Raw genomic sequence first — 13987 nt, forward strand, 5'->3', positions numbered from 1 at the left:
GACGAGGAAATCTCATGGAGAAATCGAATGATGTATTTGAAGACAACAATTATCGTTGCGCTGTTTTGCAGCACTGTTGCGCCGGCATTTTCTCAGATCCTTGACGAGACAGGCCGGCCGCGGCGGCCCGGTGACGACGGCCTTGCCAAGGTGCAGTCCGGCATCACCATGAGCATTCCGGTCAAGGACGGCGAAGACATCGCGGTGCAGCAGGAGGCCGGGCTTCGTTCCTTCTACAAGCTCGCGGCCGGCAGTTGCGCCATGGTGCTCGAAACCATCGCCGACAGCTGCGAAGTCACCAACGTCACCACCAATGTCAACGCCAGGGATCGCAGCATGGGCGCCGCCGCCGGATCGCAGATCACCGTGACCGGCCAGATCGCCATGAAGGTCAAGTTCAAGGCCAGCCTCGGCAAGCCCGCGCCGTGATCGGCGCATGCTCGAGACGCGTCAAACGCGTCTCGTTTTCAGGGTCTTTCCACCAACTCTTCTAGAAATTTGGTGGGTGCGCACAGGATTGAACTGTGGACCCGCTGATTAAGAGTCAGCTGCTCTACCAACTGAGCTACGCACCCACTCGGCCGGCAAAAACCGGCGTTGGCGGGCATATAGCCGCCACCATCGGTCCTGTCCAGCCCTGCCGGAATCATTTCCCGACAAATCGACCGAGCATGCGTTCAATCAGATGAACAGTCTGCCCTCCGCAACCTTCACCGCATTGCCGCCAATGCGCGCCGAGGCCAGTTTGCCGCCTTGCACGGTCAGTTCGAGGCGTATGCGCGATGGCCGGCCCATCTCGAGCCCCTGCTCGATCCACAGTTGCGAAATGCCATCGGTCGGCGCGTCGAAATGCATGATGGCGCCGGCAAAAGCCGCTGCCGCCGAGCCGGTCGCCGGATCCTCGTAGGAAGGCGTGCCGGGCACGATCATGCGCACATGGAAGGCGCTTTCGTGGTTCACCGTCTCGCGGCAATAGACATAGGGGCTGGCGAAGGCCCACTCGCTCTTGCGCGGCGCCAGTTCCGACCAGGCCTGGTTGTCCAGCCGGATACGGCCCGCCGCCTCGAGATTGGCAACTGGAATGGTGACATAGGGCACGCCCGCCGACCAGAACGAGACGCGGTGATTCTCGAAGCCGATTTCGTGCGGCGTGAGCCCAAGCGCCGCACCGATCGCCTCCGGATCGGCATCGAGCTCCAGCGGCTCCGGCAGCTTTGCCAGGTCGAACTCGGCGAAAGTGTTGCCGTCGTGCTTGCTGACGGCGCAACGCACCGGGCCGATGTTTTCCTCCAGCACGAAGATGCCGGCGCCGCCCTCTTCCGCCAGTTCGGCCAGCGCGATCGCGGCGCCCACGGTCGGGTGGCCGGCGAATGGCATTTCATAGTCGGGGGTGAAGATGCGAATGCGGTTTCTGTGCTTGGGATTGTCCGGCGGCAGCACGAAAACCGACTCGGACAGGTTGAATTCGCGCGCGATGGCCTGCATCGCCGCCGTGTCCAATCCCTCGCTGTCCAGCACGACGGCCAAAGGATTGCCGGCCAGTCGCTCGGTCGTAAACACATCGTAAAGCAAGTAATTCCGAGTTTTCATTCCTGCCTCAATCCCAACATGGGCGAAATTTAATTTGATATTTGAACCAGTAAGCCTGATCTGTGCACAGATAGGGACATTGCGCGTTATAGGGGTCCAGCGTGGACCAGATTGTCAATCTGCCAAAGACGGAATCGGATTCCGCCATCGAGACGGCGCTCGGGCTCGACATGACGGGTCGGCGCAAGTCGCGCCGGCGCGGCTGGCTCTATGCGCTGCTGGCGCTGATCGTGGTCGTCGCCGGGCTTGGCGTCTATCAGTGGTATGCCGGCTCGCCGGCCAGGATCGACTACACCACCGTGCCTGCCGCCAAGGCCGACCTCACCGTCGCAGTATCCGCAACCGGCACGCTGCAGCCCCTGACCCAGGTCGACATTTCAAGCGAACTGTCCGGCATCATCCGCTCGGTCTCGGCCGAGGAGAACCAGCAGGTCAAGAAGGGTGACGTGCTGGCGACCCTCGACACGGTGAAACTCGAAGTCCAGATCGAGCGCGCCGAAGCTTCGGCCAAGGCCGCCGCCGCCAATGTCGAGGACGCCACGGTTACGCTGACCGAAAACGAGAAGGCGCTGGTGCGCGCCGCCGAACTGACCAGGCGTGGCATGGCGACCGACCAGTCGCTTGAAGCAGCAACCGCCACGCGCGACCGTTCCAAGGCAGCGCTCGACAGTGCGCAGGCCAACCTCGCCATCGCCCAGGCCGACCTCAAGGCGCAGCAGACCGACCTTGCCAAGAGCACCATCTATGCGCCGATCGACGGCATCGTGCTGACGCGCTCGGTCGATCCCGGCCAGACGGTCGCCTCCTCCCTGCAGGCGCCGGTGCTGTTCATCATCGCCGCCGATCTCAGGAACATGGAACTGGTGGCGGCGGTCGACGAAGCCGACATCGGCGCGGTCAAATCCGGCCAGCATGCCCGCTTCACCGTCGATGCCTTCCCCGAGCGGCCGTTCGATGCCGAGATCCGCGACATCTCCTATGCCTCGGTCACCACCGACGGCGTCGTCACCTACAATGCGCGGCTTGAGGTCGACAACAACGAGCTGTTGCTGCGGCCCGGCATGACCGCAACCGTTTCGGTCGTCACCAAACAGGCCAAGGGCGTGCTCACCGTGCCCGCCACCGCCTTCCGCTATCGTCCGGCGCAGCAGGCCGCCCGCGGCTGGAGCCTGAGCGACCTGTTCACCGGCCGCATGGGGCGCCCCGGCGGCAACCGCCAGCGCCAGGCCGCCACAGTGCCCACCGACGGCTCGCGCACGCTCTACGTGCTGGAGAACGGGCGTCCGCACCCGGTCAACGTCAAGATCGGCTCGACCGACGGCGAACTGACCGAGATCATTTCGGGCCTGGACGAAGGCGCTCAAATCATCACCGCGTCGCAGCAGCGGAGCTGATGCCGTGGCTGCGGGCGCGACCCTCATCACCTTCGACAAGGTCTGGAAGAGCTACGGCCAGGGCGAGGCCAAGGTGCATGCGCTGGCCGGCGTCGATCTTGCCATCCGGCGTGGCGAATTCCTCGCCATCATGGGTCCGTCCGGCTCCGGCAAGTCGACGGCGATGAACATCATCGGCTGCCTCGACACGCCGACGGCCGGAACCTATTCCTTCATGGGCATCGACGCCGGCCGCCTCGACCGTAACCGCCGCGCCATGCTGCGCAACCTTTATGTCGGCTTCGTCTTCCAGGGCTACAATCTGCTGGCCCGGACCACGGCAGCCGAAAATGTCGAACTGCCGCTGATCTATCGCGGTGTTGCCGCGCGAGAGCGCCGCGACCTTGCCATGCAGGCGCTGGCGGAGGTCGGCCTTGTCGGCCGCGAGCACCACACGCCGGCCGAACTGTCCGGCGGCCAGCAGCAGCGCGTGGCGATCGCGCGCGCCATCGTCACCCGCCCGACACTGCTCGTCGCCGACGAGCCGACCGGCAATCTCGACACCGCCCGCACGCACGAGATCATGGAACTGCTCACCCGGCTCAACACCGAGCTCGGCCTGACCATCGCCATGGTCACGCATGAGGCCGACGTCGCCGACTATGCCGAACGAACCATCCGCTTTCTCGACGGTCATGTCGCCTCCGACACAATGAAGCTGGAGACGGCATAACCATGATCTGGGAAACCGTCCGCCTCTCGCTGCGCTCGATCCGCCGCAACGTGCTGCGCTCGTTCCTGACCTTGCTCGGCATCGTCATCGGCGTTGCCGCCGTCATCGCCATGCTGACCATCGGCTCGGGCACCACAGCAAAGGTCAAGGCCGACATCTCCAAGCTCGGCAGCAATCTGCTGGTGGTCCGCTCCGGCCGCCCGGCCGGCCCCGGCGGACCGGGCGGGCTCGACCAGGTGGTGCGTCCGCTGGCCGAAAAGGATCTGACGGCGCTGGTGGCGCATCTGACTGGCGCCCGCGCGATTTCACCGGCCTCGCAAAAGCAGGTTCGGGTCATCTTCGGCACCGAGAGCCTGACCTCGGGCGTCACTGGCACCGACAGCGCCTATCTCGATGCGCGCGACTGGAAGCTGGTGTCCGGCCGGCCGTTCAGCGATTCCGAAACCCGCTCGGGCACAGGCGTGTGCCTGATCGGCGAGACGGTGCGCCAGCAGTTCTTCGGCGCCGGCGATCCGGAGGGCGAGATTATCCGCGTCAACCGCACCTCCTGCAAGATCATCGGCCTGCTCGAGCCCAAGGGCTATACCGGCTTCGGCCAGGACCAGGACAATGTCGTGCTGATGCCGCTGCACGCCTACCAGCGCCGCATCGCCGGCAACCGCGACATCGACAACATATACATCGCCGCCGATGACCGTACGCCGACCAGCGAGTTGCAGCCGCGCGTCGAGGACATTTTGCGCGATGCACGCCGCCTCACGCCGGACCGCGAGAGCGATTTCGCTATCCGCGACATGACCCAGATCGCCGACGCCATGGCCAGCGCCACCACCACCATGACCGGCATGCTGGGCGCCGTCGCCGGCGTCAGCCTGCTGGTCGGCGGCATCGGCATCATGAACATCATGCTGGTGTCGGTCACCGAACGCACACGCGAGATCGGCATCAGGCTCGCCATCGGCGCGCATGAAAAGCACATCCTCATCCAGTTCCTGGTCGAGGCGACGGTGCTGTCGCTGCTCGGCGGCATCATCGGCATCCTGCTCGGCCTGGCACTGGCCGGCCTCGCCGCGGTGACGCTGACCATCCCGTTCGCGCCAAGCCCGGCGGTCATCCTGCTCGCCGTCGGCTTTTCCGCGCTCATCGGCATGGTGTTCGGCTTCTTCCCTGCGCTGCGCGGCGCCAGGCTCGATCCGATCGACGCACTTAGGCACGAATAGGGCAACCCGGCCAGAACGCGGCCGGCGCTCCGACCCGGTTTTGCACAGTCTTCGACGTTTCCACCCGGCCCGCCACTGTCCCCACACTGTTCGCGATGCTAGGGCAATTGACCTTGGGTGGAGGAATAGCGGGATGAGCAAGAAGGCGCGACTGGTCCTGGCGATGGTGGTCATCGAGGCAGGTCTTGCAGGCATCTGGTGGTATCTCGCCCGCTTCGGCATGGCCAATCCCGATCGCGTCACATCGGATTTCCAGGCAGTCGTCGGCCAGACCATGGGAATGGCGATGGGCGGCTTGCTCGGCATCGGCTTCATCCTGTTCCTCGTCGCCGCCCGCAACGATCGCAACGCGGCACAGAACAAGACGCGCCCTTAATTCCTGTTTGCGAAATGCCACTCGATCAGCGGCTTCATGTGCGGCGAGAGCCCATCCGGCAGGTCGGCCGCATGGCGGATGATCACCGGCCCCTGGATCTCCGGCTCGGTCTCGGTGGCGACGAAGGCTGAGATGCGCCTGGCGATCTCGTCTGCGGGCGCCGTCTCGTGATAGCGGCGGAAGATCACCGTGCCGCTGCTGGTCGACATGGCGTGGTAGCGCTTGCCGCGTTCAGCACCTGACAGGTCGAGACCGGTTTCCTCGCGCACCTCGCGGATCATGTTGAAATCGACATCGACCAGCCCATCGCGAAAATCGATCGGCTCGAACGAGCCGGCAGCGAAATAGACGCGGCCGGCATTGACTGTGTGCGGCCCCATGCGGATCGCCACCAGCGCATTGTCGCCGGCCACCAGCATGGCATGGGCATAGGCATGCTCGGCGCCCGAATTCTCGCGCCGCTTCCGCCACAGCATGAACGTCGAGTAATTGACCGCATGGCAGCGGCCGACGAGACGGCTGTCGCGGTAGGCAAGTTGCGACAGCAGCACCACCATGCCGTCGAACAGCGCCGGATTGGCGGCGATTTCGTGCTGCCAGTTCTCGGCGATCGCCTCTGCATTGTCCCTTGCGAAAGGGTGCGGACCGGGATCGAGCCAGACGTCGATGTCGTCGACCGGGAGGATAACATTGCGCGGCAGGTCAAAACTCATGCGTATCAGGTCATGTCCAGCGTGATGGCCACCGGACAGTGGTCCGATGCCTTCGGCCGGTCCCAGCCGGCGCGCGGAAACCGCTCGACCTCCTGGCCGGGCGGAAAAATGGTGCGCCAGGGCTGGCCGTTGCGGATGATGTCGGGAACGGCCGTCGCGTTGCTGGCGGCGAGCCCCTTCGACAACAGGATGTAGTCGAGCTGGCACAGATGCCGCTCTTCCGGTCCGCGCGTGTGGTAAAAACTCCAGCGGTTCATCTCCGGCCGCCGCTCGACGACATTTTCGCAAAAGCCGCCTGCCGTCAGCACGTTGATGCAGGACAGGGCTTCGTCGACCACCTCGAAGCGATAACCGTCGATCGCATCGCCTGCTACCTTCACGCGCTGGCGATAGTCATTCATGTCGCCGCAGATCGCCCAGCGTTTGTCGGCGGCCCCACTTTTGTCAGCGGTGGCCCCACCGAAGCGCTCCTCGATGATGCGGCGCACGGCCTGCGCCTCTGCGATGCGCACCGGCATCGTCGCCTCGCGCCCGTCGAGCCCGTTGCGCGGCGAGCCCATCGACTTGAAATGCACGAGATAGAGCGTCAGCGGCACGCCACCCACGGTGACGTCGATCTCCAGGCAGTCGCGCCGGAAAATGCGCTCATTGGCCTGATTGCCCAGTACCTCGAGTTCCGGCGTGTGCAGCCCGAACTGCTCGTAGGTGACGTAGGCGTGGCTGGTCATGCGCACGAATTCGATCGGCTGGCCGTGCGCGGTCTCGTTGCGCATCATCACGGCAACGTCGATACCGCGCGAATCATTGCCCGATGTGGTGTATTTCTGCCGGTAGCCCTGCCCCACCATCTTGAACAAATAGCCGTATTCGAAGGCCTTCAGCGCTTCGATGTTGTCGACCTCCTGCATGCAGATGATGTCGGCCCGGGTGGCAGCGATTGCCAGCGCCGTCAGTTGGCGCGTGTCGTCGGACTGGGCGATGGCGCGGGCCTGCTCCAGGATCCTGTATTCCGCCTCGCTCTGGATATCGAACAGCGCCAGCGTTCGATCCTCGTTGAGCTGGTTGCGATAGCCGGAAAAATCGAACCTGTTCATCAGGTTCTCGACATTGAAGGTGGCAAGGCGCAGCGACATGCCATGACCTTTGCCCGCAAGTGCTTCGGAAAACAAGCGCGCAAAACCACCATCTGAGATCGATTGGTCCTGGGCGCGTTCGCGTCATGGTTGACGGAACCTTTCCGTTCATCCGCCGTTCAGATGCAAACATCCATTGTTGCCCATTCCTCGGGTGGGCGTGGGGCCTGTAACTCTTGGAGAGTGCAATGAGTTCGCTCTTTTCTTCCACGGTCAAATCGGGGCTGATAGCCCTCGGTATCCTGTCCGGCGTCACGGCACCGTCCGCCGCCGGACCGATCATGCAGCCGGATCTGTCGATACCAACCAGCACGGCGGCGCCGAATGTCACGCCGGTTCGCGACAGTTGGGCCGGCGGCAACAACCGTCAGTTCAACAACGACGATTGGAGATGGCGCCGGTCGGGCAATTGGGACGGCGGCCGTCGACACTGGCAGGGCGGCGGCGGTAACTGGAATGGTGGAGACAACTGGCGTTGGCGCCATGGTCGCCATCACTATCGCGGCGGCCGTTACTACGATGATGGCGCGAGTGCCGCGATCCTGGGCCTTGGCCTGGGGCTTGGCCTCGGCAGCATGTACAACAATTACGACTACTATGACCGGCCGGCGCCGCGCCGCTACTACCGCGCGGGACGGCTTTCGAGCGCCCATGTCCAATGGTGCTACAACCGCTACCGGTCGTACCGGGCCTACGACAACACCTTCCAGCCCTATAACGGCCCGCGCCAGCAGTGCTACTCACCCTATTGAGCTGACCTGTAGCTGAGCCGACCGACAGAATGAAAAAACGGCGCCACTTGGCGCCGTTTTTTGTTCATGGAAGCCGCTGTTTTCGAGCGCTTGTGGATTTCGCTCAGTTCTTGGCCTTGTCGACCAGCTTGTTCTTGGAAATCCAGGGCATCATCGCGCGCAGCTTGGCGCCGACTTCCTCGATCTGGTGGCTGTCATTGTTGCGGCGGATGCCTTTGAAGCGGGACATGCCGGCGCGATATTCCTGCATCCACTCCGAGGTGAATTTTCCCGTCTGGATGTCCTTCAGCACGCGCTTCATCTCGGCCTTGGTCTCGGCGGTGATGATGCGCGGACCCGAGACATATTCGCCCCATTCGGCGGTGTTCGAGATCGAGTAGTTCATGTTGGCGATGCCGCCTTCATAGATCAGGTCGACGATCAGCTTGACCTCGTGCAGGCACTCGAAATAGGCCATCTCAGGCGCGTAGCCGGCTTCCACCAGCGTCTCGAAACCGGCCCGGATCAACTCGACCAGACCGCCGCACAGCACGACCTGCTCGCCGAACAGGTCGGTCTCGCATTCCTCGCGGAAATTGGTCTCGATGATGCCCGAACGGCCGCCGCCGACGCCGCAGGCGTAGGACAGCGCCAGGTCGAGCGCATTGCCCGAAGCGTCCTGGTTGACGGCGACCAGGCACGGCACGCCGCCGCCCTTCTGGTATTCGCCGCGCACCGTGTGGCCGGGACCCTTCGGCGCGATCATGACGACGTCGACCGTCGACTTCGGCTCGATCAGGCCGAAATGCACGTTGAGGCCGTGTGCGAAGGCGATTGCGGCACCGTCGCGGATGTTCGGCGCGATCTCGTTTTTGTAGATGTCGGCCTGCAGTTCGTCCGGCGTTGCCATCATCATCAGGTCGGCCCATTTGGCGGCGTCCGCCACGCTCATCACCTTGAGCCCGTCGGCCTCGACCTTCTTGGCGGTCGCCGAGCCGGCCTTGAGGCCGATGGCGATCTCCTTGGCGCCGGAATCCTTGAGGTTGAGCGCATGCGCCCTGCCTTGGCTGCCATAGCCGATGATGGCGACCTTCTTGCCCTTGATCAGATTGAGATCGGCATCACGATCGTAATAGACGCGCATTTTGTCTTCCTTCCCGTTTTTACAAATCAGAGGGCCTTGCGGCCGGTTGTTGCTCCATGAAGAGCGAGAAACTGCTGCGTCGCGCGCGCGGCATCGCCGCCGATCGCCGCCTCAGTCAATTCCAGCCGGTCGCCAAGCAGCAGACGGATCTGCACGTCGCGGGCGACCAGCCCGAAAAAGGTGCGGAACGCCGTCTCGGCATCCGCGAAATCCAAAAGCCCGGTCCGTCGGCCGGCCTCAAGCACCGGCTTCAACCGTTTGGCCAATGCGAAGCGGCCGTTCTCAAGCACGACGGCGCCGAGATTGTCCTTACCCGAGCCCGCATGGCTGACCGCCACCCGGTTGAGGGCGATCGAGGTGTCGCTGGAGATCACCTTAAGCCAGTCCGAGGCAAAGCGTTCGAGGCTTGCGGTCAGCGAGGCAAGATCGAGCCCCTTGCCGTCAACCGGCGCCACCCGCACTTTCGAGGCCTGCCACTGCACCGTCGCCGTCAGCAGCCCGTCACGGTCGCCGAACCATTTGTAGAGCGTTTCCTTGGAGCAGCTAGCGCGGCGCGCCACGGCGGTCATGGTCAGATGATCGCCCTCCTCGACCAGCAGCCGCAACGCCGCGTCGAGGACGGCCTTCTGCCGTTCTGTCAGCGCTTCGCTGGTGTCCATATCGGGCAAGATGTGCAACACGCTCTTCTCTCGAAAGGCAGGCCACCGATCACTCGGCAATCCGTACCGTACGTTACGGTTCGGCATATTGCGCATTCCAAGGCCGCACGCAAGAGGACGAGAGCAAAATATCTGCAAGTGGATGAGCGTTGCCGCGCGCGACAAGCCTCGCCTAGTCGCCGGCCGGCGGTTGACGCAGCCGTCCAAGCAATGCCGAGACCATGGTCAGCTCATCCGCCGACAATTTGGCGCCTACCAGTTCCGCAATCGAGCGTCCGTAGACAGCCCACATCTGGCGGCGTGTCTCTCGCCCGCTGGCGGTGATGCGGATGGTCTGGCCACGGCCGTCATCGGCCACCGGCAGTTTCTCGACGAGCCCATCGGCCTCGAGCCGGGCCAGAAGCCGAGAGATGTTGTATTGCGCGAACAGCGTGCGCTCGATGAGCTGGAACGGCCGCAGCCCGCCCTCACCCGCCTCGGCGAGCTCATGCAGCACGTCGTACCAGGCAAGCGGCGGCAGGCCGGCGGCCTTCAACGCCTCTTCGGCGCTTTCCATCAGCTGGCGCGAAACGCGCATCAGGCGAGCCCAGGCCTTGATGGCTTCGGGCGAAGGCGTGGCTTTCTCGGTCATGGCGCATTCCTAGACGATAGATGCAATTGCATCAAGCTTGACGGTCGATGCATGTGCATCTATATAGATGCAATTGCATTAACCCTGGAAAGCCGATCCGATGAAACACGAAACCTGCACACGCGCCGACAAGCTCATTCTCGTCAGCCATCACCTCTGCCCCTATGTGCAGCGCGCCGCGATTTCGCTGGCCGAAAAGGGCGTGCCGTTCGAGCGCATCGATATCGACCTCGCCAACAAGCCGGACTGGTTCAAGGCGATCTCGCCGCTCGGCAAGGTGCCGCTGCTGCGCGTGCAGCGAAATGGCGAGGAAACGGTGGTCTTCGAGTCAGCGGTCATCCTGGAATTCCTCGAAGAGACGCAGGCCAATCCCCTCCACCCTGTCGATCCCTATGCCCGCGCCCGTCATCGCGCCTGGATCGAGTTCGGTTCGGCAACCCTCAACGCCATCGGCCGGTTCTATTCAGCCTCGATCGAGGCTGGCTTCCTTGCCGAATCCAGCGCGCTGTCCGCCATGTTCGATCGCCTCGAAGCCGAGCTGGCGGACGAGCCCGGCGGACCCTGGTTCGCCAGCAACCACTTTTCGCTGGTCGACGCCGTTTACGGTCCGGTCTTCCGCTATCTCGATGTCTTCGACCACATCGGTGATTTCGGCATTCTGGACGGCAAACCGCTCGTCCGAGCCTGGCGCAAGGCGTTGAGTGAACGCCCGTCGATCAGGCAAGCCGTGGCGCCGGACTATCCGCAGCGCCTGCATGCTTTCCTGCAAGCGAAGGGATCGCACCTTTCAGGCCTCATCCGGCAAAACGATCCAGCCACCGCGCCTCGGTCAGCCCAATCCGCTTGAACGGATCGATCATCGTACCGGCCACCATCGAGGCGAGAAACTGCGGCGCCGGCGGGATTTTTGCCACCGTCGCCACCAGCCTGTCGCGGATGAAGGGCAGCGCCACCGAATCCGACTGGTAGAACGGCGTGAATGCCAGCGACAGCGCCTGGAAGATGCGGACATGCCAGCGCCGCGCCTTCGCATAGGCCTCCAGTGCTGCGTCGACACTCGTTGTCCGCACCAGCGCATGGCTGAGCGCCGCCGCGTCGAGCAGCGCCATGTTCGCCCCTTGCCCGAGTTGCGGACTGGTGGAATGCGCCGCGTCGCCGATGACGGCCAATCGCCTACCGGCCGGGAGCTTCATCGTGTGGTGGCCGTAGCGGGCCAGCGAGAGCTGGTCGAAACTGTCGATCTGGCTGGTGAACGCCTCGCTCTGTGGCCACAGCCGGACCACCCTTTCCTTCCAGGCGTTCAGGCCGCGGACGCGCACCTCATCGGCATCCGACGGCTTCAGGCTCCAGAAGAAGGCCGCCATCTTTTCAGCGCCCGGCTGCGGCCGGCCGACCGGCAGCACGCCGATCATCACGCTCGCTTTGTCGTAGCGTTGCAGCAGCGCATGCTCATCGAAACCGTCGCCGCGCCAACCAAGCGAGGCCCAGAACGCGCCATAGGTGAGTGCTCTTGGCTCGCCTGGAGCGCTCGCGCGGCGCAGTTTCGAGCGCGAACCGCTGGCGTCGATGACGAGGTCGAACGGCCCTGCCCTTCGTCGGTTGCCGCATATCAGCGTCGCCCGTTCGCCGGTCTCCAGAGCCTCGATCTCGACGCCGGTCTCGATGGCGATCGCCTCGCGCTGCGCGGCGCGGAAAAGCACGCCGAACAAGGCCGCCCGGTGCACCGCCAGCCCGAAGCGGCCACCGCGTTGCGCATCGTAGCGGACATCGAGCACCGTACGGCCCGTGGAAGCATCGGCGCCATGCAGGCGGTCGATACGGCTGCCCAGCGCGAGTATGTCGTCAAGCAGGCCAAGATCGGCCAGGACCGTCAGCCCTGTCGGCTGCAGAATCAGCCCGGAGCCGACCGGCTTCGGCTCATCGAAGCGCTCGAAGACCGTGACCCGATGCCCGGCACGCTTGAGATAGAGCGCCATGGCCAATCCCGCCGGCCCGGCGCCGGCAATTGCTATGTCGTAGGAAATGCCAATGCCCCCAAGCCGAACTGGCCGGGACAATCCTTCAGCCGCCCGACGAAATCAAGCCGCGGGTTTTAACTGCCGTTCAAGCCTGCATGGCATCAAAGCCGGAACGCGCGTCGCGCACCGCGTCATGATTGAGTTCGGCCCATAGGATCAGCTGATGCAAGGCGCCGAACATCGAGTGTCCGAGATCGGTCAGGCTGTATTCGACGCTCGGCGGCTTGGTCGGGAACACTTCGCGATGCACATAGCCGTCACGCTGCAAATCATGGAGCGTCTGCGTCAGCATGCGCTGTGAGATATCGGGCACCAGCCGCCGCAATTCGCCAAACCGATAGGGCTTTTCGGCCAGCGCCATCATCAGCAGCGAGCTCCATTTGCCGCTCACCCCCTGGATGACATCGCGGACTGGACAATTTGCAAAATTGCCGCCGCCGGAGATCGCCTTGTAGACCTCCATCTTCGATCTCAGATTGACGATCTTGCTGTCCACCGCTGGTTCCCTGCGCCTGCCTACCTCCCGAAAAACTGCCTTCTTTACGGCCATGGGTCAATTCCTATTTTAGTGCTGGTCTCTTTTTGAGACTGCCACTCGAACCGCCTTAGCGGCGCAATGTCAGGATCTTCCATGACCGAAACCCTTCTCGTCACCGGCGCTTCCGGCCAGCTCGGCCGCGGCGTCATCAACCATCTGCTGGACACGTTCAAGGTTCCAGCGGCACGGATCATCGCCGCCACCCGCAATCCGGAAAACCTCACCGGCCTGGCGGCGCGAGGCGTCATCACAAGGGCGGCTGACTTCGACGACACACTATCGTTGGAGGCTGCGTTCAAGGGCGCCGACAGGGTGCTGATCATCTCGACCGGCGAGATCGACCTGCTTCACGGCAAGCGCCTGAGGCAGCACGAGAACGCGGTTGCCGCCGGGAAGAAGGCCGGTGTTTCCCACCTTCTCTACACCTCGATGCCTAATCCAGAACCGGTTTCGCCGGTGCTGTTTGCCAATGATCACTACGGCACCGAGCAGGCGATCAAGGCGAGCGGCATCCCCTACACGATCTTCCGCAACGGCTGGTACCAGGAGAACCTGTTCATGGCCCTGCCGCACGCGATCGCTTCGGGAAAATGGTACACGTCCGCCGGCGACGGCCGCATGGCGCACGGTGCGCGCGACGACATGGCGGCAGCGATTGCCGCCGGCCTCGTTACCGTTTCGAACGAAAGCAAGACTTACACCTTGACCGGCCCGCAGGCCTACACCACCGCGGAGATTGCGGCCCTGGTAAGCGAGGTCACCGGCAAGCCGCTAGATGTCGTGCAGGTTCCGGATGAAGCCCTGACCGAGGGCGTGAAGGCGGCTGGCGTTCCCGAGGACTTTGCCCGCATCATCGTGTCGTTCGACGCCAACACGCGTTCCGGCCGCATCGCCATGGTGACGGACGCGGTCGAGACGCTTTCCGGCCGGAAGTCGAAGACGCTGAAGCAGTTCCTCGAGGCAAACAAGGCCGCTCTGGCCGGCTGAAGCAGCGTTTCGCGGAGGAACGGCGCCACCGGCGAAGCTCCAATCTTCCCCTCGTGGGCAGGGCTATCGCATATGGAATTCCTGAGATGTCTGCCCGGCACGGACCCCCACCCCTAACCCCTCCCCACAAGGGGGAGGGAG

Annotated in this window: 16 protein-coding genes and 1 tRNA gene; 8 read left to right on the forward strand and 9 right to left on the reverse strand. The window is 63.7% G+C overall.

Going from position 1 to position 13987, the window contains the following annotated elements; translation table 11 throughout:
* Positions 1 to 27: 27 nt before the first annotated feature.
* On the forward strand, positions 28 to 429 hold the full coding sequence (locus NKJ00_RS31275) for a hypothetical protein (protein WP_352551914.1): 402 nt from the start codon (positions 28 to 30) through the stop codon (positions 427 to 429).
* Between the two features lie 70 nt (positions 430 to 499).
* Here NKJ00_RS31275 and NKJ00_RS31280 read toward each other — a convergent pair.
* Together NKJ00_RS31280 and NKJ00_RS31285 are read right to left on the reverse strand one after the other, a co-directional pair.
* Positions 500 to 575: transfer RNA gene (locus tag NKJ00_RS31280), tRNA-Lys, on the reverse strand.
* A gap of 106 nt (positions 576 to 681) precedes the next feature.
* Positions 682 to 1590, reverse strand: a complete 909-nt coding sequence (locus NKJ00_RS31285) for a PhzF family phenazine biosynthesis protein (RefSeq protein ID WP_352632479.1) — start codon at positions 1588 to 1590, stop codon at positions 682 to 684.
* Positions 1591 to 1691: 101 nt separating this feature from the next.
* Between NKJ00_RS31285 and NKJ00_RS31290 the strand changes: the two genes are divergently transcribed.
* The 4 genes from NKJ00_RS31290 (at position 1692) to NKJ00_RS31305 (ending at position 5292) form a co-directional block, all read left to right on the forward strand.
* The gene (locus tag NKJ00_RS31290; RefSeq protein WP_352632481.1) at positions 1692 to 2984 is read left to right on the forward strand and encodes an efflux RND transporter periplasmic adaptor subunit; all 1293 of its coding nucleotides are present in this window, start codon (positions 1692 to 1694) and stop codon (positions 2982 to 2984) included.
* 4 nt (positions 2985 to 2988) lie between these two features.
* Entirely contained in the window at positions 2989 to 3696 is a 708-nt protein-coding gene (locus NKJ00_RS31295; RefSeq protein ID WP_352632483.1) for an ABC transporter ATP-binding protein, read from the forward strand.
* 2 nt (positions 3697 to 3698) lie between these two features.
* Positions 3699 to 4916: an ABC transporter permease gene (locus tag NKJ00_RS31300; protein ID WP_352632485.1), complete on the forward strand. Its 1218-nt coding sequence runs from the start codon at positions 3699 to 3701 to the stop codon at positions 4914 to 4916.
* Between the two features lie 133 nt (positions 4917 to 5049).
* On the forward strand, positions 5050 to 5292 hold the full coding sequence (locus tag NKJ00_RS31305) for a hypothetical protein (RefSeq protein WP_352439810.1): 243 nt from the start codon (positions 5050 to 5052) through the stop codon (positions 5290 to 5292).
* Here the strand turns inward: NKJ00_RS31305 and NKJ00_RS31310 are convergent.
* Both NKJ00_RS31310 and NKJ00_RS31315 read right to left on the reverse strand, forming a co-directional pair.
* Positions 5289 to 6005, reverse strand: coding sequence for a hypothetical protein (locus tag NKJ00_RS31310; RefSeq protein WP_352612401.1), 717 nt, complete (start codon positions 6003 to 6005; stop codon positions 5289 to 5291). The genes NKJ00_RS31305 and NKJ00_RS31310 overlap by 4 nt on opposite strands.
* A 5-nt stretch (positions 6006 to 6010) precedes the next feature.
* Complete coding sequence (locus tag NKJ00_RS31315) at positions 6011 to 7138, reverse strand: endonuclease/exonuclease/phosphatase family protein (protein WP_352632487.1); 1128 nt, start codon at positions 7136 to 7138, stop codon at positions 6011 to 6013.
* 188 nt (positions 7139 to 7326) lie between these two features.
* Between NKJ00_RS31315 and NKJ00_RS31320 the strand changes: the two genes are divergently transcribed.
* Positions 7327 to 7890 (forward strand): BA14K family protein, encoded by a 564-nt coding sequence (locus tag NKJ00_RS31320; protein WP_023812414.1) that lies wholly within the window; start codon positions 7327 to 7329, stop codon positions 7888 to 7890.
* 103 nt (positions 7891 to 7993) lie between these two features.
* On the opposite strand, the gene ilvC is transcribed toward NKJ00_RS31320, so the two are convergent.
* From ilvC to NKJ00_RS31335, 3 genes are all read right to left on the reverse strand, one after another.
* Positions 7994 to 9013 carry a ketol-acid reductoisomerase gene (gene ilvC, locus NKJ00_RS31325; RefSeq protein ID WP_013531065.1) on the reverse strand — a complete coding sequence of 340 codons (1020 nt, stop codon included), beginning with the start codon at positions 9011 to 9013 and terminating at the stop codon, positions 7994 to 7996.
* 26 nt (positions 9014 to 9039) lie between these two features.
* Positions 9040 to 9693: a TetR/AcrR family transcriptional regulator gene (locus NKJ00_RS31330; RefSeq protein WP_352632489.1), complete on the reverse strand. Its 654-nt coding sequence runs from the start codon at positions 9691 to 9693 to the stop codon at positions 9040 to 9042.
* A gap of 151 nt (positions 9694 to 9844) precedes the next feature.
* The gene (locus NKJ00_RS31335) at positions 9845 to 10303 is read right to left on the reverse strand and encodes a MarR family winged helix-turn-helix transcriptional regulator (protein WP_352439806.1); all 459 of its coding nucleotides are present in this window, start codon (positions 10301 to 10303) and stop codon (positions 9845 to 9847) included.
* Positions 10304 to 10403: 100 nt separating this feature from the next.
* Here NKJ00_RS31335 and NKJ00_RS31340 point away from each other — a divergent pair, with 100 nt between their 5' ends.
* Positions 10404 to 11150, forward strand: coding sequence for a glutathione S-transferase family protein (locus NKJ00_RS31340; protein ID WP_352439805.1), 747 nt, complete (start codon positions 10404 to 10406; stop codon positions 11148 to 11150).
* On the opposite strand, the gene NKJ00_RS31345 is transcribed toward NKJ00_RS31340, so the two are convergent.
* The gene (locus NKJ00_RS31345) at positions 11098 to 12360 is read right to left on the reverse strand and encodes an FAD-dependent oxidoreductase (protein WP_352439804.1); all 1263 of its coding nucleotides are present in this window, start codon (positions 12358 to 12360) and stop codon (positions 11098 to 11100) included. The genes NKJ00_RS31340 and NKJ00_RS31345 overlap by 53 nt on opposite strands.
* Positions 12361 to 12406: 46 nt before the next feature.
* Positions 12407 to 12817: a winged helix-turn-helix transcriptional regulator gene (locus NKJ00_RS31350; protein WP_127293162.1), complete on the reverse strand. Its 411-nt coding sequence runs from the start codon at positions 12815 to 12817 to the stop codon at positions 12407 to 12409.
* A 135-nt stretch (positions 12818 to 12952) separates the two neighbouring features.
* Between NKJ00_RS31350 and NKJ00_RS31355 the strand changes: the two genes are divergently transcribed.
* Positions 12953 to 13846 (forward strand): SDR family oxidoreductase, encoded by an 894-nt coding sequence (locus tag NKJ00_RS31355; protein ID WP_352632491.1) that lies wholly within the window; start codon positions 12953 to 12955, stop codon positions 13844 to 13846.
* The last annotated feature ends 141 nt before the right edge of the window (positions 13847 to 13987 follow it).

Origin of the sequence: Mesorhizobium sp. M0227 (genome assembly GCF_040321855.1) — a bacterium.
Classification (GTDB): domain Bacteria; phylum Pseudomonadota; class Alphaproteobacteria; order Rhizobiales; family Rhizobiaceae; genus Mesorhizobium.